This window comes from Anoxybacillus sp. CHMUD, assembly GCF_013096965.1.
Taxonomy (GTDB): domain Bacteria; phylum Bacillota; class Bacilli; order Bacillales; family Anoxybacillaceae; genus Anoxybacillus; species Anoxybacillus kestanbolensis_A.
On the sequence record NZ_SDLG01000004.1, the window covers coordinates 64,951 to 86,471 of the forward strand.

General features: G+C 40.4%; 33 protein-coding genes. 4 read left to right on the forward strand and 29 right to left on the reverse strand.

Annotated features, from left to right (window positions below):
- Nucleotides 1–18: 18 nt before the first annotated feature.
- The 25 genes from ETB99_RS04015 to ETB99_RS15165 all read right to left on the reverse strand — a co-directional run bounded on the left by ETB99_RS04015 (nucleotide 19) and on the right by ETB99_RS15165 (nucleotide 17,303).
- A complete protein-coding gene (locus ETB99_RS04015; RefSeq protein ID WP_171699957.1) occupies nucleotides 19–585 on the reverse strand; it encodes a phage scaffolding protein in 567 nt (188 codons plus the stop codon).
- Between the two features lie 119 nt (nucleotides 586–704).
- Nucleotides 705–989, reverse strand: a complete 285-nt coding sequence (locus ETB99_RS04020) for a hypothetical protein (protein ID WP_171699958.1) — start codon at nucleotides 987–989, stop codon at nucleotides 705–707.
- The gene (locus ETB99_RS04025) at nucleotides 982–2,337 is read right to left on the reverse strand and encodes a minor capsid protein (RefSeq protein ID WP_253263542.1); all 1,356 of its coding nucleotides are present in this window, start codon (nucleotides 2,335–2,337) and stop codon (nucleotides 982–984) included. The genes ETB99_RS04020 and ETB99_RS04025 overlap by 8 nt, the downstream gene beginning before the upstream one ends.
- Nucleotides 2,330–3,754 carry a phage portal protein gene (locus ETB99_RS04030; protein ID WP_171699959.1) on the reverse strand — a complete coding sequence of 475 codons (1,425 nt, stop codon included), beginning with the start codon at nucleotides 3,752–3,754 and terminating at the stop codon, nucleotides 2,330–2,332. Before ETB99_RS04030 ends, ETB99_RS04025 begins: the two co-directional genes overlap by 8 nt.
- Before the next feature lie 13 nt (nucleotides 3,755–3,767).
- A complete protein-coding gene (locus tag ETB99_RS04035) occupies nucleotides 3,768–5,030 on the reverse strand; it encodes a PBSX family phage terminase large subunit (RefSeq protein ID WP_171699960.1) in 1,263 nt (420 codons plus the stop codon).
- Entirely contained in the window at nucleotides 5,017–5,457 is a 441-nt protein-coding gene (locus ETB99_RS04040; protein WP_171699961.1) for a helix-turn-helix domain-containing protein, read from the reverse strand. The genes ETB99_RS04035 and ETB99_RS04040 overlap by 14 nt, the downstream gene beginning before the upstream one ends.
- A gap of 17 nt (nucleotides 5,458–5,474) precedes the next feature.
- The gene (locus ETB99_RS04045) at nucleotides 5,475–5,903 is read right to left on the reverse strand and encodes an HNH endonuclease (RefSeq protein ID WP_253263546.1); all 429 of its coding nucleotides are present in this window, start codon (nucleotides 5,901–5,903) and stop codon (nucleotides 5,475–5,477) included.
- A 21-nt stretch (nucleotides 5,904–5,924) separates the two neighbouring features.
- Nucleotides 5,925–6,080 (reverse strand): hypothetical protein, encoded by a 156-nt coding sequence (locus tag ETB99_RS04050; RefSeq protein WP_171699963.1) that lies wholly within the window; start codon nucleotides 6,078–6,080, stop codon nucleotides 5,925–5,927.
- 108 nt (nucleotides 6,081–6,188) lie between these two features.
- Complete coding sequence (locus ETB99_RS04055; RefSeq protein ID WP_171699964.1) at nucleotides 6,189–6,689, reverse strand: sigma-70 family RNA polymerase sigma factor; 501 nt, start codon at nucleotides 6,687–6,689, stop codon at nucleotides 6,189–6,191.
- A 348-nt stretch (nucleotides 6,690–7,037) separates the two neighbouring features.
- Complete coding sequence (locus ETB99_RS04060; protein WP_171699965.1) at nucleotides 7,038–8,900, reverse strand: phage/plasmid primase, P4 family; 1,863 nt, start codon at nucleotides 8,898–8,900, stop codon at nucleotides 7,038–7,040.
- A 4-nt stretch (nucleotides 8,901–8,904) separates the two neighbouring features.
- On the reverse strand, nucleotides 8,905–9,138 hold the full coding sequence (locus ETB99_RS04065) for a hypothetical protein (protein ID WP_171699966.1): 234 nt from the start codon (nucleotides 9,136–9,138) through the stop codon (nucleotides 8,905–8,907).
- A complete protein-coding gene (locus tag ETB99_RS04070; protein ID WP_171699967.1) occupies nucleotides 9,138–9,623 on the reverse strand; it encodes a dUTPase in 486 nt (161 codons plus the stop codon). The genes ETB99_RS04065 and ETB99_RS04070 overlap by 1 nt, the downstream gene beginning before the upstream one ends.
- Before the next feature lie 3 nt (nucleotides 9,624–9,626).
- Nucleotides 9,627–10,145 (reverse strand): hypothetical protein, encoded by a 519-nt coding sequence (locus ETB99_RS04075; RefSeq protein ID WP_171699968.1) that lies wholly within the window; start codon nucleotides 10,143–10,145, stop codon nucleotides 9,627–9,629.
- Between the two features lie 12 nt (nucleotides 10,146–10,157).
- Complete coding sequence (locus ETB99_RS04080) at nucleotides 10,158–11,846, reverse strand: DNA polymerase B (RefSeq protein ID WP_171699969.1); 1,689 nt, start codon at nucleotides 11,844–11,846, stop codon at nucleotides 10,158–10,160.
- 11 nt (nucleotides 11,847–11,857) lie between these two features.
- Nucleotides 11,858–12,325, reverse strand: coding sequence for a DUF669 domain-containing protein (locus ETB99_RS04085; RefSeq protein ID WP_171699970.1), 468 nt, complete (start codon nucleotides 12,323–12,325; stop codon nucleotides 11,858–11,860).
- 42 nt (nucleotides 12,326–12,367) lie between these two features.
- Nucleotides 12,368–13,237, reverse strand: a complete 870-nt coding sequence (locus ETB99_RS04090; protein WP_171699971.1) for an AAA family ATPase — start codon at nucleotides 13,235–13,237, stop codon at nucleotides 12,368–12,370.
- 1 nt (nucleotide 13,238) lies between these two features.
- Nucleotides 13,239–14,132 carry a YqaJ viral recombinase family protein gene (locus ETB99_RS04095; RefSeq protein WP_171699972.1) on the reverse strand — a complete coding sequence of 298 codons (894 nt, stop codon included), beginning with the start codon at nucleotides 14,130–14,132 and terminating at the stop codon, nucleotides 13,239–13,241.
- A gap of 4 nt (nucleotides 14,133–14,136) precedes the next feature.
- Nucleotides 14,137–15,342, reverse strand: a complete 1,206-nt coding sequence (locus ETB99_RS04100) for a helicase-related protein (protein WP_171699973.1) — start codon at nucleotides 15,340–15,342, stop codon at nucleotides 14,137–14,139.
- Nucleotides 15,302–15,619, reverse strand: a complete 318-nt coding sequence (locus ETB99_RS04105) for a VRR-NUC domain-containing protein (RefSeq protein WP_171699974.1) — start codon at nucleotides 15,617–15,619, stop codon at nucleotides 15,302–15,304. The genes ETB99_RS04100 and ETB99_RS04105 overlap by 41 nt, the downstream gene beginning before the upstream one ends.
- Before the next feature lie 74 nt (nucleotides 15,620–15,693).
- Nucleotides 15,694–15,852, reverse strand: a complete 159-nt coding sequence (locus tag ETB99_RS04110; RefSeq protein ID WP_171699975.1) for a YqaI family protein — start codon at nucleotides 15,850–15,852, stop codon at nucleotides 15,694–15,696.
- A gap of 17 nt (nucleotides 15,853–15,869) precedes the next feature.
- The gene (locus ETB99_RS04115) at nucleotides 15,870–16,238 is read right to left on the reverse strand and encodes a winged helix-turn-helix transcriptional regulator (protein ID WP_171699976.1); all 369 of its coding nucleotides are present in this window, start codon (nucleotides 16,236–16,238) and stop codon (nucleotides 15,870–15,872) included.
- 165 nt (nucleotides 16,239–16,403) lie between these two features.
- On the reverse strand, nucleotides 16,404–16,628 hold the full coding sequence (locus ETB99_RS04120; RefSeq protein WP_171699977.1) for a hypothetical protein: 225 nt from the start codon (nucleotides 16,626–16,628) through the stop codon (nucleotides 16,404–16,406).
- On the reverse strand, nucleotides 16,628–16,891 hold the full coding sequence (locus ETB99_RS04125) for a hypothetical protein (protein ID WP_171699978.1): 264 nt from the start codon (nucleotides 16,889–16,891) through the stop codon (nucleotides 16,628–16,630). Before ETB99_RS04125 ends, ETB99_RS04120 begins: the two co-directional genes overlap by 1 nt.
- A complete protein-coding gene (locus ETB99_RS04130; RefSeq protein ID WP_171699979.1) occupies nucleotides 16,888–17,166 on the reverse strand; it encodes a hypothetical protein in 279 nt (92 codons plus the stop codon). Before ETB99_RS04130 ends, ETB99_RS04125 begins: the two co-directional genes overlap by 4 nt.
- 5 nt (nucleotides 17,167–17,171) lie before the next feature.
- Entirely contained in the window at nucleotides 17,172–17,303 is a 132-nt protein-coding gene (locus tag ETB99_RS15165; RefSeq protein ID WP_256368120.1) for a hypothetical protein, read from the reverse strand.
- A 108-nt stretch (nucleotides 17,304–17,411) separates the two neighbouring features.
- On the opposite strand from ETB99_RS15165, the gene ETB99_RS04135 reads away from it, so the two are divergent.
- Entirely contained in the window at nucleotides 17,412–17,612 is a 201-nt protein-coding gene (locus ETB99_RS04135; protein WP_171699980.1) for a hypothetical protein, read from the forward strand.
- A 5-nt stretch (nucleotides 17,613–17,617) separates the two neighbouring features.
- On the opposite strand, the gene ETB99_RS04140 is transcribed toward ETB99_RS04135, so the two are convergent.
- Both ETB99_RS04140 and ETB99_RS04145 read right to left on the reverse strand, forming a co-directional pair.
- The gene (locus ETB99_RS04140) at nucleotides 17,618–17,755 is read right to left on the reverse strand and encodes a hypothetical protein (protein ID WP_171699981.1); all 138 of its coding nucleotides are present in this window, start codon (nucleotides 17,753–17,755) and stop codon (nucleotides 17,618–17,620) included.
- A gap of 15 nt (nucleotides 17,756–17,770) precedes the next feature.
- Nucleotides 17,771–18,553, reverse strand: coding sequence for a phage antirepressor KilAC domain-containing protein (locus tag ETB99_RS04145; protein ID WP_171699982.1), 783 nt, complete (start codon nucleotides 18,551–18,553; stop codon nucleotides 17,771–17,773).
- 77 nt (nucleotides 18,554–18,630) lie between these two features.
- Between ETB99_RS04145 and ETB99_RS04150 the strand changes: the two genes are divergently transcribed.
- Nucleotides 18,631–18,870 carry a hypothetical protein gene (locus tag ETB99_RS04150; RefSeq protein WP_171699983.1) on the forward strand — a complete coding sequence of 80 codons (240 nt, stop codon included), beginning with the start codon at nucleotides 18,631–18,633 and terminating at the stop codon, nucleotides 18,868–18,870.
- Here ETB99_RS04150 and ETB99_RS04155 read toward each other — a convergent pair.
- Nucleotides 18,845–19,021 carry a hypothetical protein gene (locus ETB99_RS04155; RefSeq protein WP_171699984.1) on the reverse strand — a complete coding sequence of 59 codons (177 nt, stop codon included), beginning with the start codon at nucleotides 19,019–19,021 and terminating at the stop codon, nucleotides 18,845–18,847. The two genes, ETB99_RS04150 and ETB99_RS04155, sit on opposite strands and share 26 nt — an antisense overlap.
- A 12-nt stretch (nucleotides 19,022–19,033) precedes the next feature.
- Nucleotides 19,034–19,252 (reverse strand): helix-turn-helix transcriptional regulator, encoded by a 219-nt coding sequence (locus ETB99_RS04160; RefSeq protein WP_171699985.1) that lies wholly within the window; start codon nucleotides 19,250–19,252, stop codon nucleotides 19,034–19,036.
- Nucleotides 19,253–19,397: 145 nt separating this feature from the next.
- Here ETB99_RS04160 and lexA point away from each other — a divergent pair, with 145 nt between their 5' ends.
- Together lexA and ETB99_RS04170 are read left to right on the forward strand one after the other, a co-directional pair.
- On the forward strand, nucleotides 19,398–20,024 hold the full coding sequence (gene lexA / locus ETB99_RS04165; RefSeq protein WP_171699986.1) for a transcriptional repressor LexA: 627 nt from the start codon (nucleotides 19,398–19,400) through the stop codon (nucleotides 20,022–20,024).
- 62 nt (nucleotides 20,025–20,086) lie between these two features.
- Nucleotides 20,087–21,514 (forward strand): recombinase family protein, encoded by a 1,428-nt coding sequence (locus ETB99_RS04170; protein WP_171699987.1) that lies wholly within the window; start codon nucleotides 20,087–20,089, stop codon nucleotides 21,512–21,514.
- Nucleotides 21,515–21,521 lie beyond the last annotated feature (7 nt).

Consider the following 21,521-nt stretch of genomic DNA (forward strand, 5'->3'; position numbering starts at 1 on the left):
ACACTCCTTTTCAAATTTTTATCGTTGTGCTAGTCGCTGAGCTAATGCGTCGCGTAAACTAAACGGCTCACCGCCAGTCGGACTACCCTCTGCTGGTTTAATACCTGTAATTTTTGGTTGATTGCTGTTTTCAGGTACAAATAAAAAGGACTTGGTTTCCTGCAGCGTCTTTAACTGCTCCTCCAGTCCTTTTGTGATGTTGCCGTTTTCATCGAGTTCGATTGTATTTTTGTCAAGAAGCGATGCAACTAGGTCGGCATCATGTACTTTCCCGTTAATCGCAAGTTTAATCGCGCTGTTCAATTGCGTTTCTTTGATTTTTGCCTCATATGCCGCCTTCTCGTCCTTATATTGCTTCTCTAAGTCAGCAAGCTTCGTTTGAAGTTCTTCATTTCCTACTGCTTGCTTCTTGAGTTGTTTTAAGTCATTGTCACGTTGTTCTAACTGTTTTTTCATGTCGTCTAAGCTTGTTTTTAAATCGTCTACTTTCGCTTTTTGCGCCTCTACCGACTTCCCATGCTCAGCCATAATTTTGTCAATGACGTCTTTTTCAAGACCTAAACTTTCAAGAAATTCGCGTTTCATTCTTACTCCCTCCTGGTTACGTTTTTTTACGTGGTTACGGCCACGAACCGCTTTGTTCTTTAACGTCTGCAAATGCTAAAAAGACGAGAATAAAAAAAGCACGTAACCGTTTTGATTGGTTAGGTGCTTTTATCTAGCAAATTCTTAATCACTTGATATTTTTTTTGCACAACTTGTTTCAACTCTTCTTCTCCAATGTAGTCACTATAGTCTTGCCTATGAATCGGATCCGGTTCGTACCAACCGCACGCTTCCGAAATATCATCAAACGCATCGATATATTTTTCATCTAAATCTGCATTATCGAAATATGAAGCATACATAGCAGGAAAATCATAAGAAAATTGCTCTGGAGACAAATTTCCTTCAAGATAACCTTCGATGCACCACAACAAATCATCCATCGATTTCCCTCCAATCTTTTTTTGGTTTCTTTCTAGTAACAATACTAACAATCTCGCCAGTATCATTAGCTTGTATGACAGCAATACCGTCTTTAAAATACACTGTTTTGTTCCCTTCTGCCTGATGATATTTTTTACCTGTCTTGAGTACATCTAAAACATCTTCTTTTGTAAATTTTCTTTTTCCTTTGCTTTGTTTTTGACCCAGCACACGATTCACAGCATGTTCTTTAAAGGAAAATCCTTCATTTTTAAAATATTTAAAGGTATCATTCATTTTTTGAAGATATTGCTTGGAGTACTGTCCAGGATTCCTTATCTCCAGTGTATTCCCTTTGATGTGTCTATTATACCACTCTTCATACGAAACGGAATCCACCAAACCATTCATCGACTGACGTTTTTCACCGTGTGTGTACTCCGATTCATCGAAATACGGAATCGTTGTCGTTCGGCAACGCACATGAAACGGCGGTGCGTTCGTACCAGGCTTATAATCTTTCACGTTATAAACCTTGCCGTCTTGGTATCTACAAATATCCGATGTTCGCATATCGAGCGTGGCTAAAATCTCGTATTTCTCCATCCCCGCATCGCGATAGCTGTTTTGCGCCGCCAAGTTATGAAAGAAGCTTGCTTCTGTTCGCACTAGCGCTTCAGCACGCGAGTATGCCACATCCGTCACTTTCACAATTTCTTTCGCTGTTCGATCAATGGAACGGCCGATGATGAAGCTTTGTTCCAACGACTTTCGGATTTGTTGCATTATTTCTTGCTCATGCCCCCAAATCCGTTTGGAAAACTCTTTGCCACTCCAGTTGTACGACATCACTTCACGCATCGTGCTGTCGTCGAGTATTTGAACGTTTGCCGGGATTCCAGCCATCGCAAAGTCGTACATAAAGTGATAGTACGAGTTTTGGTACACATCGACTAGCCCTGTGTAAACGTAATCTTGTAAGCCATTTTTACCACCGTATAAACGCAGCATCGTCATTTCAATTTGAGCAAGAAGCATTTCCAAACGAGAGATCCGAACGCGATAGCTAATCGCATTCAATAAATTTTCATACTGCGGATTGCCCTCAAGGGACATGGCGCGAAAACGAGCGAGGTCAACTTCCTTGAATGCTTCTATTTCTTGCGATGTTAATAGCTTCCTTGCTTCATACAGCGAAATTTGATTGTCTTTCGCATATCGGGCATAAAAAGCTTCAATTTGCCTTAAAATGTCTTGCTGCGCTTCTTTCAGTCGCTGTTGCATCTGCGCCAAATACTTCTCAACGATCAGCTGTGCTTCCTGTTCTCTTTGCGTCGCGCGTTGTTCCCAATACTGCCGACTATTCATTCACGTTCCCATCTTTCCTTTGCTTCTGAAACGCTCCTTGATAACTGTTGGGTATTTGTTCTTGTTCTTGTTGCTTTTTCAATCGTTCTTCCACTTGTCCCGTATACCACGGATGGTTTTCACGAATCGTTTGGTCATCGAGAATACCGACGGAAGCTTGGCAGTTGGCGATGACCTCTGACTCGTTGATGATGATGTCACGGTTGAAGATGATTGAAATCGGCTCATTCGTGAAATCCTCCTTCCCCGTCATCAACAAGTATTGATCAATGAACCAAATCAATTGCTCAAGACTTGACTGGAACTCGGTTTCAAGGATGTTGCAATCCATATCCAAATCCGAGTATCGGTATCGTAGCGCCACGCCACTCGCATTACCTAAGTTTTCGTCTTGTGTGTCGACACCGCGCCCAAATTCATAGATGGCTTTGCGGATGCGCAATAACTCTTTTTCGACCGAGTCTGTCTGTAAATCAGCTTGGAGCTTATCCACATTGCCGTTTTCATCTAGCTTCACTGCACGGTATCGGTTTAAATCGTTTAAAAATTCCTGTAAGTCAACGCCGCCATAATTCACAAGCTTGTAAATGAAATTCGGGATGTCTGCAAGTAAATCTGCATTTACGGAAGCTTGCAAGTTGTAATCGTCAATCAATGACTTGATGCAGTCGATAAGTGGCTGCTCTTCTTCATTGTACTTGAACGCAATTAACGGCATGCGCTCCCACAGATATGGCTTCTCGTTGATCGTGAAATGATAGTTCGTTTCCACTCCAGCGAGTACGTCTGGAACGAGTGAATCAGCCTGCCAAATGTAATATTTAATTCCTTTCGGATGATGATACTCAACTTTCTTTTGTTTTTGCTTTTGTGTGTTCGTGTACACCACTTCTTCATACACGCGAATAAACGACACAATTTCTTCATGGTCGTTATCTTTCCAAAACGGAATAATTTGTTCGCTCGGAATCTTTTTAAACGACAGCTCGCCTTTTTCATCAATGTACACATACAAAAAAGCGATCCCTTTATTGATCGCTTCTTTGCCAAGGTTTTTAATTGTTTTCAGTAACCGTTTATCGAACATGTCTTGCATGATTTTGCGATAGTCTTCGTTTTCTGTCGCAATCGTCGGCTCCTTTGAAAGTAAATAGCCAACCTTTTGATTGACAAGCTTCTTCACAAAATCATGAGCCAGCTTTTGATTCGAGCGCCAAGTAATGTCTTGTTGCTTTTTCTCGATGTCCATTTTTGTACGATAATATCGCTCGCCAATCACCATCCATTTACGCTTTTCACTCGTTTCCCAGTCTTTGATAACAGCCATCAAAAGTTGTTCGTCTGTCATCATTCCTTTGGCCAGCTCTGCCAATGCTCGTTCATGCCATGGCGCGCGAAATAAATCTTCAATTAGCATGCGATCACCTCCTCTATTTCAAGATTGATACGGATGGTCGTTTCATATCATCTTCAAACGCATACCGTGTAGCATCGATCGTATGGTTGTTTTTATCCTCCAGCTTTGGTTTTGGATTGCCGTCTGCGTCCACCTGATAGTCAATCGACTCAAATTCCCGCGCAATGTTCGGCGTTCGCTTCGGATCAATCACAATTGCCTCTAAATCATCCAACCATTTCTCCCCATACTCCACGCTTCCCGGACCTTTTTTTGCACCTTTAATTCTCGGAATCCCGTGTTCTTTTTTCATTTCATCCACTGATTTTGGTTCGGCGCTGTCGGCGATAATCGGTTCCAGATGGTAGTTTTTTTGTTTAATCTTTTCCGCGACTTCGCGATTGGATAGCTTCACACCGTATATTTCATCGATGGCATAAATGATCCGTCTGGTTTTATCATAGTGCCAACGCACAAACGCAAACGGATCCACACCGTATCCCCAGTCGATACCTTGTCGGATGTTATCAAAACTCTTCATCTCGTCATCTGTAATCGTTCGAAACACCAAGTTGTCGAATGGAACAACGCCACTTCCAATCGGTTCTCCAAGATATTCATGTCTATATTTCATTTCATTCGTTTGTTTTGTGTGCTCCGCCTCTTCGATGAAGTCTTTTGACAAAAACGGATTGTCCAAATACGTCGAGTGATGCACAAACGTGTTTTCAGGAAGAAACTGCGTTTCGTATTTTTGGTTGACCCACGACTGTTTCCGTTTCGGTGGGTTATAGCTGTAAAAAAACGTGTATCGCAATCCGTCTGGGAGCTCGCCACGCAACACCGACTTTTCGATGACAGATACTTCTTCTTCCGTCTTGAACTCAGCGAGCTCCTCAATCCACATCACGGCCAACGGAAAGCGTGACGCTTTAATCGATTTGATTTTTTGCGGGTCGTCAGCACCGCGGAACAAAATGCGGTTTCCTCTCGGTAAATACGTAATCCGCATTGGGTTCACGGTGATTTGAAAATACTCGGTGACACCTAGTATTTCCATCGCTTCTTTCAGCTGTTCCAACACCGAATCAGCGAGCGTGTTTCCGACTCTCCGAACGACCAAAGCCGTCACTGGGAAGCGCATCACTAGCAATAACACCATCATTGCGATGTGCGTCGATTTCGCACTAGCGCGGCCGCCTTTCAACACGTATCGCAAATAACGCTGTTCTTTTACCAGCGCCCATACTTTTTGAAACGTTGGCGTAAACACTTCAGACAATCTAATCTTCTTCATCAGTTCCACCAACATCGTCGATAATTTGAACACCGAAATTCGCGTCGATCTTGTGTTCTTGTCTATCACGCCATTGTTCCGGCTTGCGGTTTTTTAGCCAAAAGATAAGCGCTGTGGTGTTTGGTTTTTCATACTTCCGCACCGTATGTTTACGCCCTTTGTTATCGACGACTTCTTCCTCATACTCATATCCAAGTGCCGCTTTCAATAAGGCGTTTTCCACCATGCGATCAACGACTTCTTTTCCTCTTTTTAAGGCCTCTCTAAATTCGCTTTTTTTCTTCTTCCATCTGTAAAATGTATCTTTACTCACGCCTAAATTGGAATAAATTTGCTCATCCGTTAAACCATCTCTAGCCCAACCTTCAACAAGAATTAATTTTTCATCCATCTCCAACTCTTCCCACAAAGATTTTCTTCCGCTCATCCTATCCCACCGCCTTCCTAGCTGAGTATCAGATGAGCAATATCTTCGTGTTCTTTGGCGTGACACTCGCTACACAAAGTGACTCCATTATCAATATTGATTCTGTTTACTGGATCATCCGACCACTGACTAATATGATGGGCGTGTAATTTCTTTGTTGAACCGCATTTAACACATTTATAACCATCTCTCTTTTTAACTTCTTTTGCCCATTTAATGACCAACGGGTCGTTTCTATTTACAACAACCGCACAATCTTCAATAATCTCTGTGTAGCCTGGTAAAAGAGCTTTTAATAATAAGTTAGCCGCTCTCTTTCTTAATGGGCACAATATATCTTTGCTGATTATCACTGCAATAGCATCTATAATCATTTCCGTTTGCTTTTCTTTAGGTATATCAAATTTCTTGTTCCATATCAGAAACTTCGGCTTCTTATAAATCATATTGCACACTCACCTACCTCCTCACTTCCTTCGAATCGCCCCACGCACCCGCTTGTACGTGTCTCGGCGAACGCCCATTAACTCCATCACATCACGCATGGACAATTTATCTTTTTTCTTCTTCGCCTTTAATTTTTTTATTTCATCATCCGATAAATGATCGCGTAATTTATACATCCTCATCACCCCATACATAAAATAAGTGCCTAGCGTTTGACTAGGCACTCATGAAAGGAGGAAAACGTCGTTCTACTTATTAGTGGCATTTACACGACAAAAAAAGCCTCATCCGCACATACAGAAGAGGCTTTCGTTTATGCGTTTTTTTATTTTTCTTTCAGCGCGTTCAATCATCGTTTGGACACTACTTGAAGAGATACAAAGATAATTCGCAATTTCGCTATATGTTAAGCAATATCCTCGCGACATGAGATACACTTCTCGTTCTCGTTCGGTGAGCACCGACAAAGCGTCCTCAATGCGTTCCTGATCCCAGCTCGTAATGACACTTTCCCTTTCGTGATCGTCCCACTCATAAACTGGCTCACTCGAACGGAAAAATTTTTGCATGAGTAATGGGTCAAATAATTTTTCACGTTGATAAGCCGCGCGTCGCTCGATGCCTCGTTTATGACCAGGTCGTCGTCCGGTTGTGAGCCATTCAATCGTGAATTCAAGGTTCGAAATTATTCCTCTAATTATCTTTTTATCTTGTTCTGGTGCGTGTTCGAGTAATTTTTTTGTTTGCTTCAACGTTTGTTTATATTCACGTAAGAGCTCATCCATCAATGCCTCCTGTGTTATGTGTGAGTGGTTACAGATGTTTTAAAAATCATCTGTAACCCTCAAAAACGTTGATATATCAATAGTTTGAGATGTTTATTTCATAGGTTACAGATTATCCTCAGAAAAACTTTTTATTTTTTTATCTTCTATTTTTGAAGTTATATTTTTTTAAAAGTTTATTTGACTATTTATCTGTAACCTTAATAAAAAAATAAGAAAAAATATTGATATATCAATAATTATAAAGGTTACAGATAAATTTTGGAAGTGTAACCCCATTTTATGTAAAAGCGTTCAGAAATGTTGAAATATCAATGTTTTTAAAAGGAATGAAAGGTTACAGATGTTTCATTGATCTGTAACCATATCTGTAACCTTTTGATAGTATCGAATCGGTTTGCCATTGATTTTTCTAACTTTAGTTTCATACCCAACATTCGCCAATCTCCGTCCAAATTCAACCTTCCCCACTTCACGTAAACCATTTTCGAAACAAAAGGCAACATAAGCGTGATATACATCTTTTGCTGGACGATTCAAAATCAAGTGCTGATTTTCGCTCTCGAACGCTAGTACACTATCACTTGCAATAAAGTATTCTTTCGTTTTTGCTTGAATCGTTAAGCTATCGGTTAATTTGCCGCCATTCGCTTTGATTCGCTGAATACCTTCAAGTGCAAGGCGCAAAATATAACTTTTTGCATTCGGCGTTGATAACTTTTGATCTAAATCAAGGTCGCGACGTTTTACATGATTGTCACAAGGGATGACAACGACGCGTCTGGCAATCCCACCTGATTTATCTTTGAATGTCGGCATGTCATTACATGTAAAAATAAGCGTCGCTCGGTTTTTCAACTTGAACGGCTGTTGGTAAATAGGGCGAACCATAATGGGGTCGCCGGAAGCGAGTGTTTTAAAGTTTTTGGACTGTTCCATATAACTTGCGTCGATATCATCACCGATATTCACGAGCTTCCCTTCTAAAAATGCCACGCTGGTTGCATCGTTAAAGTCATTTAACGTGAGTTGTGACGCTAAATCGCCAGCAAATGCATTAATCATTTTCAAAAATGTACTTTTTCCGTTATTTCCTTTATGTCCTTGAAAGAAAAAGACGACGTGCGGAAAGGAATGAGTCATCAAAATATGGCCAAACATTTCTTCAATGACCATACGCAAGTCTTTTCGGTTCATTGTGAAAAAGTCTAAAAATTGATCCACATGCTCGTCATATGCATCTTCTTGGTATTGCACATTTAAGTAATAGGGAGTAAACCCATAATCTGCTTCAATAACTTCTCCGTCGTCAATAATATAGCCTCCTGGAAGCTTAATCGGAAAGTCTTGTTCTTCAATGTATTCGGATTTGATTTTAAATAGTTCAATCAGTTGTTTATGCTGGTTTGGTTTTAGTTTAATCAGCTTATCAATTTCGCGTAGCAGTTTATTGTCATTGTGTACATAATGATCGTCTTGTTTAAAATACAGCTTTTGCTGGTAGTATTTAATATCCAGGCGTTGAACAAGTACTTCACTTGTCATGACAATATCTTTTTCGTTCAAAAATTGAACAGCTTGTCCTTTTTTCTTTTTGTCGTATGTTTGGTTAACGGACTCAATGACATGGATAAGTTCTTTTCCCAAAGGTTCGCCAAATACAAGTTCATCAATAAAATGAGCCAATTCCTCGATAAACGTATCGTCTAATTCATACATTTCTTTCGCGGTGAGTAAGTGTGTAAATAACGCAGAGTTGCGTCCTTGGTGCTCTACAAGCCCCATTAATACGTGTTTTAAGTGCATCGGGTATAAATAGACTGGAAGCATTGGAAGCGCGCTCAAATCGTTTAAAAAATGCTCATTTTGCATCCGTCGCAATTTACCATTTTGTTTAATGACAGCCATAGACTTTTTCCCTGTCTTGTAGTCTATTGTCATGCCAGCGACCGTCAATTTTCCTGTCCAGTTTTTAATTAAGACACCTTTCGGCTTTTGGTAATACAAATGGCAACCGCGGCTGGTTTCCACTCGTAAAGTAGGGAAGAGGCGAAAGAGTTTCTCAATCGCCTCGTTTCGTTCATCAAAATCAACAACCACGATCGAATTGTTGAGCAAGACGGCGGCATCGTGATAATGTTCGTGTGTCGTGCTAAAAATATCGAGCGAATGTTTCGGTACTTTCCCATCTAACTCGATGTATTTAATCATCTTGTCACCTGCCTTGGTGCTTTGATTGAATAAACGCGAGACAATGCTCTCGAATCTTTTGTGCGGTTTTCGGACCGATTCCTGCAATTTCTTCTAATGATTCCAGCCACTCGAGCATGATTTTTGTGTCTAACTCGTTTTGCCGTTTTGCTCCTGCTTCAAATCCTTTATTCCACGCTGCCATGATGTCTGGGTGAAAGGGAGAAGTAATTTTCTCCCTTTCTTGTTTGCGCTTCATTAATAACCACCATCTTGACGCTTATGATTGATTGCGTTTTTCTGCATATATCTCTCAAAAATCGTTTCTGGTGTTAACCCGACCATGCGTGACAAGGATAATAGAAAATGCCACAGGTCGATGACTTCTTCTTGCAATCGTTCTAAATCAATTTCCTTTTCTTGTTTCCACCATTTCCAGTTCACTTCGCGACGAATTTCATCGATTTCGCTTTCCATCGCAATTGTAATAGCAACTACCCATTCATCGAGTGTTTTATCAATATTTCGTTCTTCAATGATGCGTTCATCTAACGCTTGTTGCATTTGGAACATCTTTTCGAGTTTCTCAACCTCTTCCTCTTCAAGTATTTCAACCGCAGTTGCTAAACCTGCCATGAAATTATCAAGCCCATATCTCTTTGCACTCTCGATTAGATTTTCAAGACGTTCCTTTGCGTTTGAAACTGTTTCTTCAAAATGCTCCAAGAAGTTTGGTTTCGTCATTTCTTACTCCTCCCTTGCACTCGTAAAATAGTTATTAAACTTATCCCGTTTCGGAAATTCGCCTTTCGTCGGGAACACATCGACAGGCGCTGCGCATTGATAACACTCTACTTCTTTTACGCCTTCTTTTTCGTATCGTATCCCTTTAAAACCGCAATTCGGGCATTCATAAAATACTTTATAGTGAGGAATGCCGTCTTTTACTTTAATGCCTGTAAGATGAAATGTAGGCTTTCCTTCTTGCGCTGCTTTTTGTTCTTGCTCTCGATACCAGTCGCGCAATTGCTCTGGAAGTAACGAAAGCACGTCTTCCATTGGTTCCATCTTGATTTCGGCTGTTTGGAAATTTTTAATCTCGATTTTTGGTTTAGTGGATACTTCTTTCTTTTTGCTTCCATGATCGAGAAGTTCTAAAAAACCGAGCGTTTTGTTCAATAAGCGTTCAAATGATTCAACTGGAAAATTTTCGATCTTTAAACGCGCACTTTTTTCACCGTTTGACAACGTAATTTGAACGTTCATATGACAACCTCCCTAAAATACATTGCTTTGCACAAGCTTAATGTAGTAGTTGATATCAATGAGCTTTTTGTTCATTTTGCTTAACTCATCATTCCAAACGAAGCTGTGCTCGCTTGTGTTAGGTACTTTGTAGTATTTATGGTCACGGACTTTATACACACCGCCGTAATGAAATTGGTTGGTCGCAAAAATACGACTGACTTTCTGAAGCTTGATCATTTTCCCATCCACTTCATGAGCCATTCCGTCAAACTTGCCTGCTTTCGCCACCACTTGAAATAAATCAAGCTGATTGTTTTTCCACGCCTCGATGACTGTTTTTTGAATGGGGATGCCGTGTATATAAAAATCCACTAGCGCTTTGTCGATGATATGAAGGCTGTTTCGTTCCCAATCTCCGCCCTGGAATTTGGCCATTCGTCCTTTCGCTTTGATGGCTCCATCAGCATATTGCACGACGTAATTATTCACATCCCGTTGTGCAATTTTGTATATATCGTCAACATTTAGTGCTAATTGATAATGTTCACTAAAGCGTCGAATAACTTCTAAAATCATATCTTTCATGCCGTCTTCGTAAGCGATAATGATTCCATCTGTATTCGACTGGATCAATTGTGCAAACGGCTCAAGAAGTAAAATAAGATGTGTTAAAATCAGCTGCCCATTCATTGTCACATTGTTAAATTGCTTCGGGTCAAACAATGGATTGTACTCCGATTTCATTGCGCCAAAGGCACTGTTCAGCACAATCTTATAGATTTCGTGTTTTCGGTCGTTCTGTTTCTTCAGTTTTAACCGTTGTTCATAAATGCGTGTGAAAAGTTCTGGGCTTTCAGCTTGTCGACTAATAAATTGATTATTGATCATCAGCGATGGAAAGTAAGACGAAACGTCAATTTGCATCATCCGACCTGTGTGCCGATAATTTTCAATCGCCCCATGTACACCCCCAAAGCCAAACGTATGCTTCATACCAGCAATCTTGATTTCTAGCTTTTCTTTTTCCAGCGCGTCGTGCTCTTCTCCTTGTATGTATCGTTTCTTGATGTTTTCATAAAAAGCGACCACTTCGCGCGGCAATTCATTTAAGTTAAGACGGCGATCAAATTCTAGGTGCAAACGATCTCGAGGCAATTTCCTTGGTTTCACTTTTAAAACAGCAGCAGACAAATTGGCTCTCGTTTTTTTTACTGCTGTTACCGGCAATTTAAAGGAATCAACGATTTCAAACTTGCTGGTAAAGTAATCTTCACGTAATTCGAACACCTTTTTAGTTGTTTTTACGTCGTTTTCACAATATCGAAAAACTTGTTCCACTTCTTCTTTTGTTAGTGGCCGATCGATATCAAAATCAATTGGCGTTTCTTGAATATCAAGTCCCATGTTTGCTTGGACTTCTTTTAATGACAACCCGTTAATTTCTTGCATGGCATCTAATGTGAGATAGCCGAGTGTGGCGTTTACTTTTTCGCCACGAATTAACTTTTGTGATAATTCATATGGATCTTTCCCAGTAAGCAACCCAGATAAGATAATGTCATCATAGGCATAATTGTTATACCCGACTAATATGCTAGATGTAGATAAGCTGTTGCGAAGCTTATTGGTATCGTTATGAATGCGGATGATGCGGTCCTCGGTTAGGAGGACCACCATCCAATCGTGTCGAAACACTTCGATATCGTAAAATGTGAACATTTACATCACCATTAAAATGGTACGCCTGATGATAGTTTGAAGTTTTGAAACTCTTTCATCTCCCCTGTACGCTTATCTTTATAGCGACTTGTTTTAAGCTCTAACTCCACTTGCGTACCTAGCGCTTCTTGAAGTTTTTCAACAACGGCTGTTTCAATATTGGCGATGTCATCGACCGTTAATTCCACGTTAAACACTTGCGCTGCATGTCCCCAAAGCTTTTTGATGTTTTGCTCCAATTGTTTTTCAGTCAGCCAATAGTTTGCGAAATACTTGCGGTTTTCGTACCCTTCGTTGATGATCGTAAACGTAAGCGATAGCCATTCCGTTCCCTTTTCATTCACGCGGAATTGCACATCTTCCAAGATGGCATCGTAAATGCCATCTGGAAGGTTATCGTAACCATTGTCGTCCACGTTCGTTTGGTGCGGGTTGAATCCCTCTTCTAACATTTTTTGAGCTAATTCTTTTAAGTTCATTACTCATTACCTCCTGTTTATCTTGTTAATTAGTTAAAGTAGTTATTTTACTCTCGGCGGACGCGGTGCAGCTGTACGCGGTTTAGGCGCTTGTTTCGTTTCTTCTGCTTTCGCCTCGGTTTGCGTGTCTGGTTCTGCTTCACTTGCTGCTTGCATTGCTTGTTCCTCTGCTTTTTCTAACTGTTCCACAATCTTCTTTGCTTCTTCTTTGCTTGTTTGTGTTGGTTTATCAAAAGCGCCGATCACTGTGTCAAGGATGGCTAAAATTCGTTCGTCTTGAATCCATTCGCGCTGATATGCTTTTCGACGATCGACAGCACGACGAATGTAGTTTTTTCCGATTTTTTGACACAAGATATTCATATCGCAGTTACCATTGACCGTGTTCAAGTGTTTGACGCTTAGTGACGGTATTGGCTTTTCAATATTGTTTTCAGTAACTGTTGCGTAACGTGAGATATAAATGACGTTCATCGGCAATGCTTTTAGTTTGACAACCAGCGCAGTAAAAATCGATTTAAAAATTCCAAACCCTTTTCCGTATGGAATGTCACCGATGTATTGCACGCCGTGTTCTTCACAAATCGCTTGTTCAATCAAAGTAACTACATCGTCAATCACGTCAATGACAACTGTTTCGAAACCGTGGTCTGTTGTTTCTAGTTCTTTAATCAGTTCGTTCAACTGATCGATGACGCTAAAGCTGATTTGTCCTGTTTTTGGATCGCGCTCGTTTTTTAGATTGACGCTTGGCGTCTCAATTTGATCCGCGTTCCCATCTGTGTTGAAAATGACCGGGTTTGGGAACTGGGAAGCCAAATATGACTTCCCGTGCATCGTTTGCCCCCAGATAAAGAAGTTGCGCGGTGTATCAACCGTTTTCTTTGGTTGGTTTTTTGGTAGTAAGCCCATCTTAATTTGCCTCCTTCAGTTTGATTCGAACACTGCCAGCCGTTGGGCTGATTTTGATATATTGCTGCGCGAGCTCCGGATACTCTTTTTTAAAGCGTGTGCTGTCAAACGACTCGCGTTTACCAGGGAGCACGCGTGTAATCACAATGCGGTCGGTTTCCCATTTTTTTACGTCGTATTCTTCCATGAGTTGATACAGCTTGTCTTTCATCGCTTTATATTGCTCCTCTAGCTTTTTGAAGCTAGCAAGCTGCAATTCTAGTTTTTCAACTTGTTGCGCGACGATAGTCAATTCATTTTGACCGACGGACATAAACTCTTGTTCGGTCATATCCGGCTTTTCTTTGAGATATTCGCAACGAATCCAGAACGTTTCAATCGCATCTAAAATATGTTGTACATATTGATTGTCACGATGAACGACTTTGATTTGTAATCGATCCGCATCGAATTCTGCATCAAAATTGTCTGGACGTTCATAAAGAGCTAACCAGCCATATTGAACATCAAACTGATACATATACAGTTGCATTTGCGCTTCATATGAACGAATGTCTGGCGTTTTACCATGTGTTTTGATCTCTAAGATTAGTTGATTTTCTGGGTCATATCCGTCTGTATTCGAACGAATGCCGCGCTCTACATCTGTTTTTGTTGCCGGTTGAAAATTTGTTTCGTTAATCGCATTAATATACTCGCGAATTTGCGGTTCCAATGCGTTCCCATATGCTGTATACTCATTTCCTTTGAAGTCCGACGGCTCAATGCCTGTTTTTTCTTTTGCTAACTGAAATTGCGTCTTGTATTTGCTAATCCCCAGGATGGCTGGAACGTCGGATCCACCGACCCATTTATCGCGATGTTGAACGACATTCATATCTTTTTGACCAAACATTCTCTCACGCTCCTATAAAGTTTTTAAATAGTTCTTCCGTAAAGTCTTTCTTTTCAGCAAGCGCCTCATATACAGCTTCTTCAATGCTGTTCTTGGTGATATATCGATAGACCGTTACCTTTTTGGTTTGGCCATTCCGATAGCACCGTCCTAACGCTTGGTCATAGTCTTGATAGCTGTATGTTGGCGTATAGAAAATTACAATGTTGGCATATTGCAGTTCAATTCCAGCTGCGCCCGCTTGGTATTGAACAAAAGTAACGGTATTTTTTAGACTTGACCACTCTCCTTGATCGGGAAGTTTGTTCACTTTACCACTTACTTCATAGATGGTTTTTGTTTTTTGCAACAATTGGGCAAGTTGGTCTTTTTCGTGCTGGTAGTAGTAGAAAATGACGATGTTCTCCTCAGTGCTTTCAGCTAACATCTCGGTGTAGGCTAGCTTGTCCTTTTGGTTAGCATAAAGCCTAAGCCCATGCTGCAGCTTCATGATGGTATCGAAAGCAATTTTCCCTTCATTTGTTTCTAATACCCGGTCTTTTTGAATGACTCTATACTCTTTCGATGGTTGGAAATGCACATCTTCAAATACCAATGGCGGTAAGTCAAGGCATTGTTCTTTTGATAGTTTCGTTGAAATACTTTGATACAACCGTTTTAAATGTTGTTGCTCTTTCCAGCCACTAATGACTTTGACAGACCGATCACCGAAATGCTTTGTTTCATAAATCGCATGGCGCTTTAAAAACTCGGTTTTGTTTTTGTAAAAGTGAAACATCAAAAAGTAATTGATTGTATCTATCCAGCCATTGCTAGATGGAGTGGCCGATAACAACACGAAGTGGGTTGATAACTTCGTTAGGGACAACGCAGCTTTTCCTCGTTGGCTTGATACATTCTTGATATAGTGGCACTCATCAAAAATGACGAAGTACCCTTTGTATAAATGCCAATCTTTTGCGATTTTTCCGTATGACAGTTCGTTATATGTGATCGCAATGTTGTAGTAATCTGCCACACGTTGAATTTCTCTACTCCATCCACCTTCACGCAATTTCGCAGGCGGTTGAACAATCAGTAACGGTTCGCCTTGATAATGCTTTAAATAATGATGAATCGAGAGAATGGTCTTTCCCGTTCCTGTATCTAATGCATATAACCAGTCAGGTTTACTCTTGTTTAAGACGTCTTTTTGATAGTTGTAAAGCATGTCGTAATTCTGCAATCTTTCTTTGTACATCTTCGACGCTGTAAGCGACAAACGCATAACCTCCACTTCTGTTAATGTCATCGATATTGAGTTGTTGTAACGGCGAAACAATTCCACCTGGCCGTTTTACTTCGATCCCTACAAAAACGCCATTTACACACGCTATGATGTCTGGAACTCCAGCCTTTTGGTACATTGATCCATGAACTTTCATGTACCAAACGCCCAGTCGATCTAAGTACCGTTTGATTTGGTTTTCGATTGTCTTTTCTGTCATATCGCACTCCCGTGTGATAAAATAAGATTGTGTGTGATGTGGAGTGCTTTGCCGATCGTCCGGCGAAGCTTTTTTTATTTCGCCACTAGTTCTTTTGCATCAAATACACGCATGATGTATTCATGAACATTTTCGGCTAACACGATATCTCCGTTGGTAAATTCAAAAACGGTATCTCCTTCAAAAATTTCATCCCCTAGCGCGTCGATACCCCAGTGTTTTGTATGTGACATTATGATCGCACCTCCTTTTATACTTTTGTCGTCACTCGAGGAACGAGGCCTGCACGCCTCATTTTTTTAATTTTCGATTGTACTGAAGTTGGTGCTCTGCCCAATTCAGCAGCTATTTCCTTGTACGACATTTTGTCGTGATTTTCGATAATAAATTGTTCTTCTGTCTCTTCCCAAGGCGTTCGGAGTGGTTTCCCGTCTAAATACTCAAGTTGTTTTGGTATGTTTTCGAATTTTGAAGAAATCTCAACCATCTTTTTTCCGATTGGACACACCTTGCACACCGTTATTGATGCGCCCAATTCCGTTCTATGCTTGCATTCATCACAACGATCAAGAAGTCTAATGATTTGTAATCTGATTTTTCTTTTCTCCTCTCGCGTCATGCCCTCACCTCCTTTCGCATAGTATGTAGTAGATGTGCTAGTGCACATCGTCATGACCAGGAACAAACTTAATGGGTGGGGGAGAACCCTGTTTGCTCCCAGCCATGACGACAGGCACTAGACCTGCCGTATGGGTGTGTTGTACAATAGATGTGCGTATGATTTTCAGGCTAGCGTTGTCGCGCTGGCCGTTTTTTCTTTTTGTCGCAATGCTGCTTTCATACACTTGCGACGAATAGAAACGAATTTTTTCATCTGACGAACACCACGTGCATCTTCATGTAATCCTTGCACTTCGCAAAACTCTGCAACTTGAAGCAACCAAGCCTCTTCATCTAGCAATCTTTGATACTCGTAAATGGATGGATTAGCATAGTTTGGTCGGAACATCACTCATTCCCCTTTCTCGCGACAACCGCAATATCAATTCCTTTTTCACGCAGTGTTTCAACGATCCGCACCAGTTCGTCATGCCGTTCTTTCCGTTTGACCAGCTCGTCCAAGTCACGTTTGCAACGGAGGAATTCCTCCGCCCATTTCTCTGCTTCGTCAAAGCAAGCGTGTATTAATTCCAAACGCGCTTGGAGTAAACATAATGCACCGAAGTTGACCAGCTTTTCCGCCAACTGGCGGTCTTTTTCTAATACGTTCATTGTTCCGTCCCCTTCCCGAACCCGAATGCCTCTGGATACAGTTTCATCGCTTTCTCAATAGATTCAAGTGAAATCGAGTCTTTGTGTGTCACTTTCCCGTTCTCAAAAACCAGTTCGACCATCTCTTCTTCCTTCAGATCTACAAAGCTAACAACATATACATTGGAATCGATTGTTTCATATTCGATAAATTGCGCCCATATGAAGAGTGTTTCAGACAACATTTCCTTCAATTCACTAGGCAACACGTCCACGGTTACGTTAGATATTTTCATCGCTATCACTCCTTAAACTCTTGATTATTTTTATGTTCTGTCACCTCCTTCTTTTGTTCTGAAAGATGACGAATTAGACCAGGAAGCAAATGTTTAATGACTGCATTTGCCAATTTTTCAGCAGGAATTTTTATCACCTGATCACCTCCCCTGCTACTATGTGTATGTGTTACCGATTGTCCGTTATTTCATTGAAGGTTTTTCCTCCTCCCTGTCGAATTGACTCGATGAAAGGAGGTGAAACCGTGTTAAAAAACATAGACCCTGAAAAATTTGCTTTAGCTGTTATTAGCTCAGTCGCAACAAATGGCGACTCTCCAGAAGCTATTGCGAAAGAAAAACTAAAACTATACGTCGCTGCATTTGAAGAAGCAGTAAATTACAACAAAACGGTTATTGCAGAAAACAAAGGACAAGCCTTAAAGGAGTTTTATGGTAGTAAATAGAACTTTTACTCTTCATAATGGGCGATGATGATTTTTGCGATAACGTAAAGGTCTTCTTCGTCCCATCCTTTTTCATAGACAAATTGCAAAAGTTCTTTTGCTTTTGTGAGCGTTTCATTCGGAAGTTTAATCATGTCTTTCATCCCCCTCACCCCCTTTCACGCTGTTTGCTCGTCCCTCTCGATAAGAGGAAGAATGCCAAGTTTGTTTTTCAGCATTTCGTAGATGAACAATCGTCCTTTTTGTGTCCAATACGTGTGCATTTTGCTTGTTTCTGAATCAATCGTGTGCGTCTTGCTTTGCGTGTATCCTTTGTCTTGGTACTTGGAGTAAAGTAACCAGCAGTCGCCTTGCTTGTACTGGATACCGAGTTCATGCAACAGTTGGTTCATTTTCATCGCGCTCATTCCGTAGTCCTTTGCGATTTTGCTAATAGAAATGAGCGATTTGTTTTGTAGGATTAAATCGTAATAAGTTGCTTTCGGCTGCAATTCTTTGATGATTTGGTCTTTTTGTGCGTTTTGCAGTTGCAGCTGTTCGTTTCGCTCCACTTGCTCAACCAACTGCAATAGCGCTTCTTTGTACGTCGTTGGTAGCTTGAACGGCTGTTTCTGCTTCTCCAGCTCTGCTCGCATACGCTTAAACTCCTCAATGAACCGCACCTTCATTTTCATTGCCTCTGGTGTTGTGTACGACATCGCTACCAACGTGAACGCCTCTTCGGTGAGAAGGTATTTTTTAGCCTCCTTGTTGTTTTTAGCTTTAAAAATCTCAAGTCCAAAGTTGGACTTCACGAATTCATGTTCCTTAGCTTCATGCAACTTGCTGATTTGCACTTCAATGTCACGAACTACATGTTTATGTTCTTTCCCAAACACTTCCGCAACCGTTAAGCTGTCAGTTACCACTCGATTGTTTTCAATAAAGACTAGTTGGTTCATTTTGTTCCTCCTTTATTTAATTGAAGGTTTTTCTCCCTTTTTTAGCGAAACGATAATACAGAAAGGAGGGAGAAGAATTGGATTTTGATAGCATTTCACAACTTGCATTAAGAACGACCATTTCTAAAATGGCTGACATCATTGCTAACAAAGAACATGTAGACAAAAAGCTCGAACACGACGATTTTGAACTTGCACAAGAAGTAAAAGCAGCAAAGTTAATGCAAGAATTTAGTTTGTACATTACAATTGAAGCCTTGAAAATTTATCACCAAGAACTTGTAAAAAAGCTCAAAGAACACGGCATTGATATTTGATTTGAATTTGTATCATTGCAATCACAAAAGCCAATTCCCTTCGATCAGACCGTTCGATGAAGTTTTCTGCCTCATCGACGGTCCAGCCTAAATGTTCAACAAACTGATCGACAAGCTTCTTTCGCAATGGAGCGCTAACAGTTCGATTCATTCGCATCCTCCTTTATGCGGTTTTGTCACCATTTTGGTTACTACGGGGTAAAAAAATATCTTCTATTCTTTTACCAAAGAAGTCTCGTAGTTTGAACATTTCTTCTAAAGTAAACTGAAACTCGCCACGTTCTTTTAATCCATATGTTTTTTCGGTGATTCCTAGATATTCAGCAAGTTGTTTTTGTGTTACTCCTCGCTTCTTACGAAGGATAATTAGTTTTTCTTGCATCTTATCACCTCCTTCTGATTGTTATATTATCACCGTTTCGGTTACTTGTAAAGAATTTTTTGTTGTTTTTTTTATATTTTTGTTCCGAAACGGTTACTTTTGTGCTAATATTCTATTAGATTATTAGAAAGGAGGTGGGATTTTAATGAGTCTACAAAGATATGTAGGAGAGAAAATAAAAGAATTTCGTTTAAAACGTGGTATGAGTCAAGAAGAATTAGCGGACTTATTGGGTACAACCAAGCAAACTGTAAGTAGATATGAAACCGGAGAAAGGAAAGCTAATCAAGATATACTTTTTAAGTTGTCAGAGATTTTTAACGTAAGTATTGATGATTTCTTTCCTTCTAAGAAAGAAACTGTTTTAAAAACAGTAAATTTAGCCTTCACCAAACTCCCGATTGTCGGGGCGGTGAGCTGTGGAAATGGCGTGCTGGCATACCAAGAGATTGAGGGGTATGAAGAAGTGCCAACGAGCTGGCTGAATGGTGGGGAATATTTCTTTCTTCGGGCGAAAGGCGACAGTATGATAAACGCTCGAATCATGGACGGCGACCTGTTGCTCATCCGAAGGCAAGATGATGTGGAAAATGGGGAGATTGCTGCCGTCCTCATTGACGACGAAATTGTTTTGAAACGCGTGTATAAAACAAACGGCACGATTATTCTACAAAGCGAGAATCCAATGTACAAGCCTATTATTCTCAATAGAAATGATATGAAAGATGTAAGGATTATAGGCAAGTTAAAGAAAGTTGTATTAAATTTCTAGCGCTAGAGATTTAACACGAGGCGGGCATTCCCGCCTGTTTGTGTAATAGGAGGGTAATAACATTGAAAGTCGCCATTTATGTTCGAGTGAGTACAGACGAACAAGCAAGAGAAGGATACAGTATCGAATCTCAAAAAGACTCCGTCATTAATTTTGTTAAGTCGCAAAGATGGGAAGTTTGCGATTTTTATATAGATGACGGATACAGCGCAAAAGATTTAAAACGTCCGGCTATGCAACGACTTATTGAAGACACGAAAGAAAGAAAATTCGATGTCGTTGTATTTTATAAACTGGATCGACTTGTGCGGTCTGTCGGTGACTTAGATAAGCTTCTCAAACTTTTTGATAAATATAGTATCGGTATTCGCTCAGTAACAGAGCCTTTTGATACAACAACAGCGATGGGTCGCTTCTTGATTACGCTCGTTGCTGCAATTGCTCAATGGGAACGAGAAACGATTTCTGAACGCGTAATCATCAACATGACAAAAAAGGCAACATTAGGAGAACGTAATGGTGGAAAGGCTCCTTTTGGATACAACATTGAGGATGGGAAGTTGGTTATAAACGAAGAAGAAGCACGTTTAGTACGTGAAATGTTTCGTATGTACATTTCAGGAAAAGGTATTCGTCAGATTGTTCTATACTTGCAGCAATTTGGTGTAGACAAGGACATTCGCACAGTATCACGAATGCTCGAAAATCCTGTCTATTGCGGAAAACTTCGCTGGGGGAAAAACTCAAAAATGAGTGAAATCATTTCAGAGGACATTACTCACCCACCAATTGTTGATATTGAGACTTTTGATAAGGCCCAAAAACTCCGTAAACAACGAAGCCAGGAAGGAAAAAAAGCAACGTCACCTTATCCTTTCAGTGGGGTATTGAGATGTGCTCGTTGCGGTTCAGCACTGTCTGGCTATTATAAGAAAGAGAGAGGGTCGAAACATTATATCTGTATCGCTAAAAAAAATAAAGGAACATGTGACCTTCCGATATTTACAGAACGCGCATTAACACAAGTGTTTCTAGAAAATCTATCCCCAAACGATCCAAACAAGTTTTTGAATCTAATACGAAACGTTGAAATCAAAACCGAAAACGAGGATCATACAGTGTTAATTGCCGAACTTGAAAAGGAATTAGCAGCAATCAAAACGAGAAAAAGAAACTGGTTATTAGCGCTGGGAAACGGCACGATTACACAAGAAGAGTATAAAGAAATGACGGTTGAGGACTCAAAAAAGGAAGCGCTAATAAAAGAGCAACTTGAACAACTAAGCAAAAAAGCAGTTACGTTAGATTTAAAATCCGTTCTTAGCATAGTGAAAAATATCTCAACGTTATGGGAAACTGCTAATGACTATGAAAAGAAAAGTTTTATCAATGAGTTATTCGAAACCATCGTGGTCGATGTTCCGAGTGATTATTATCGGGGACGCGGCAAAACTCCATCTGTTATAATCAAGGAGGTGCATTTACGTTAAGAAAAAG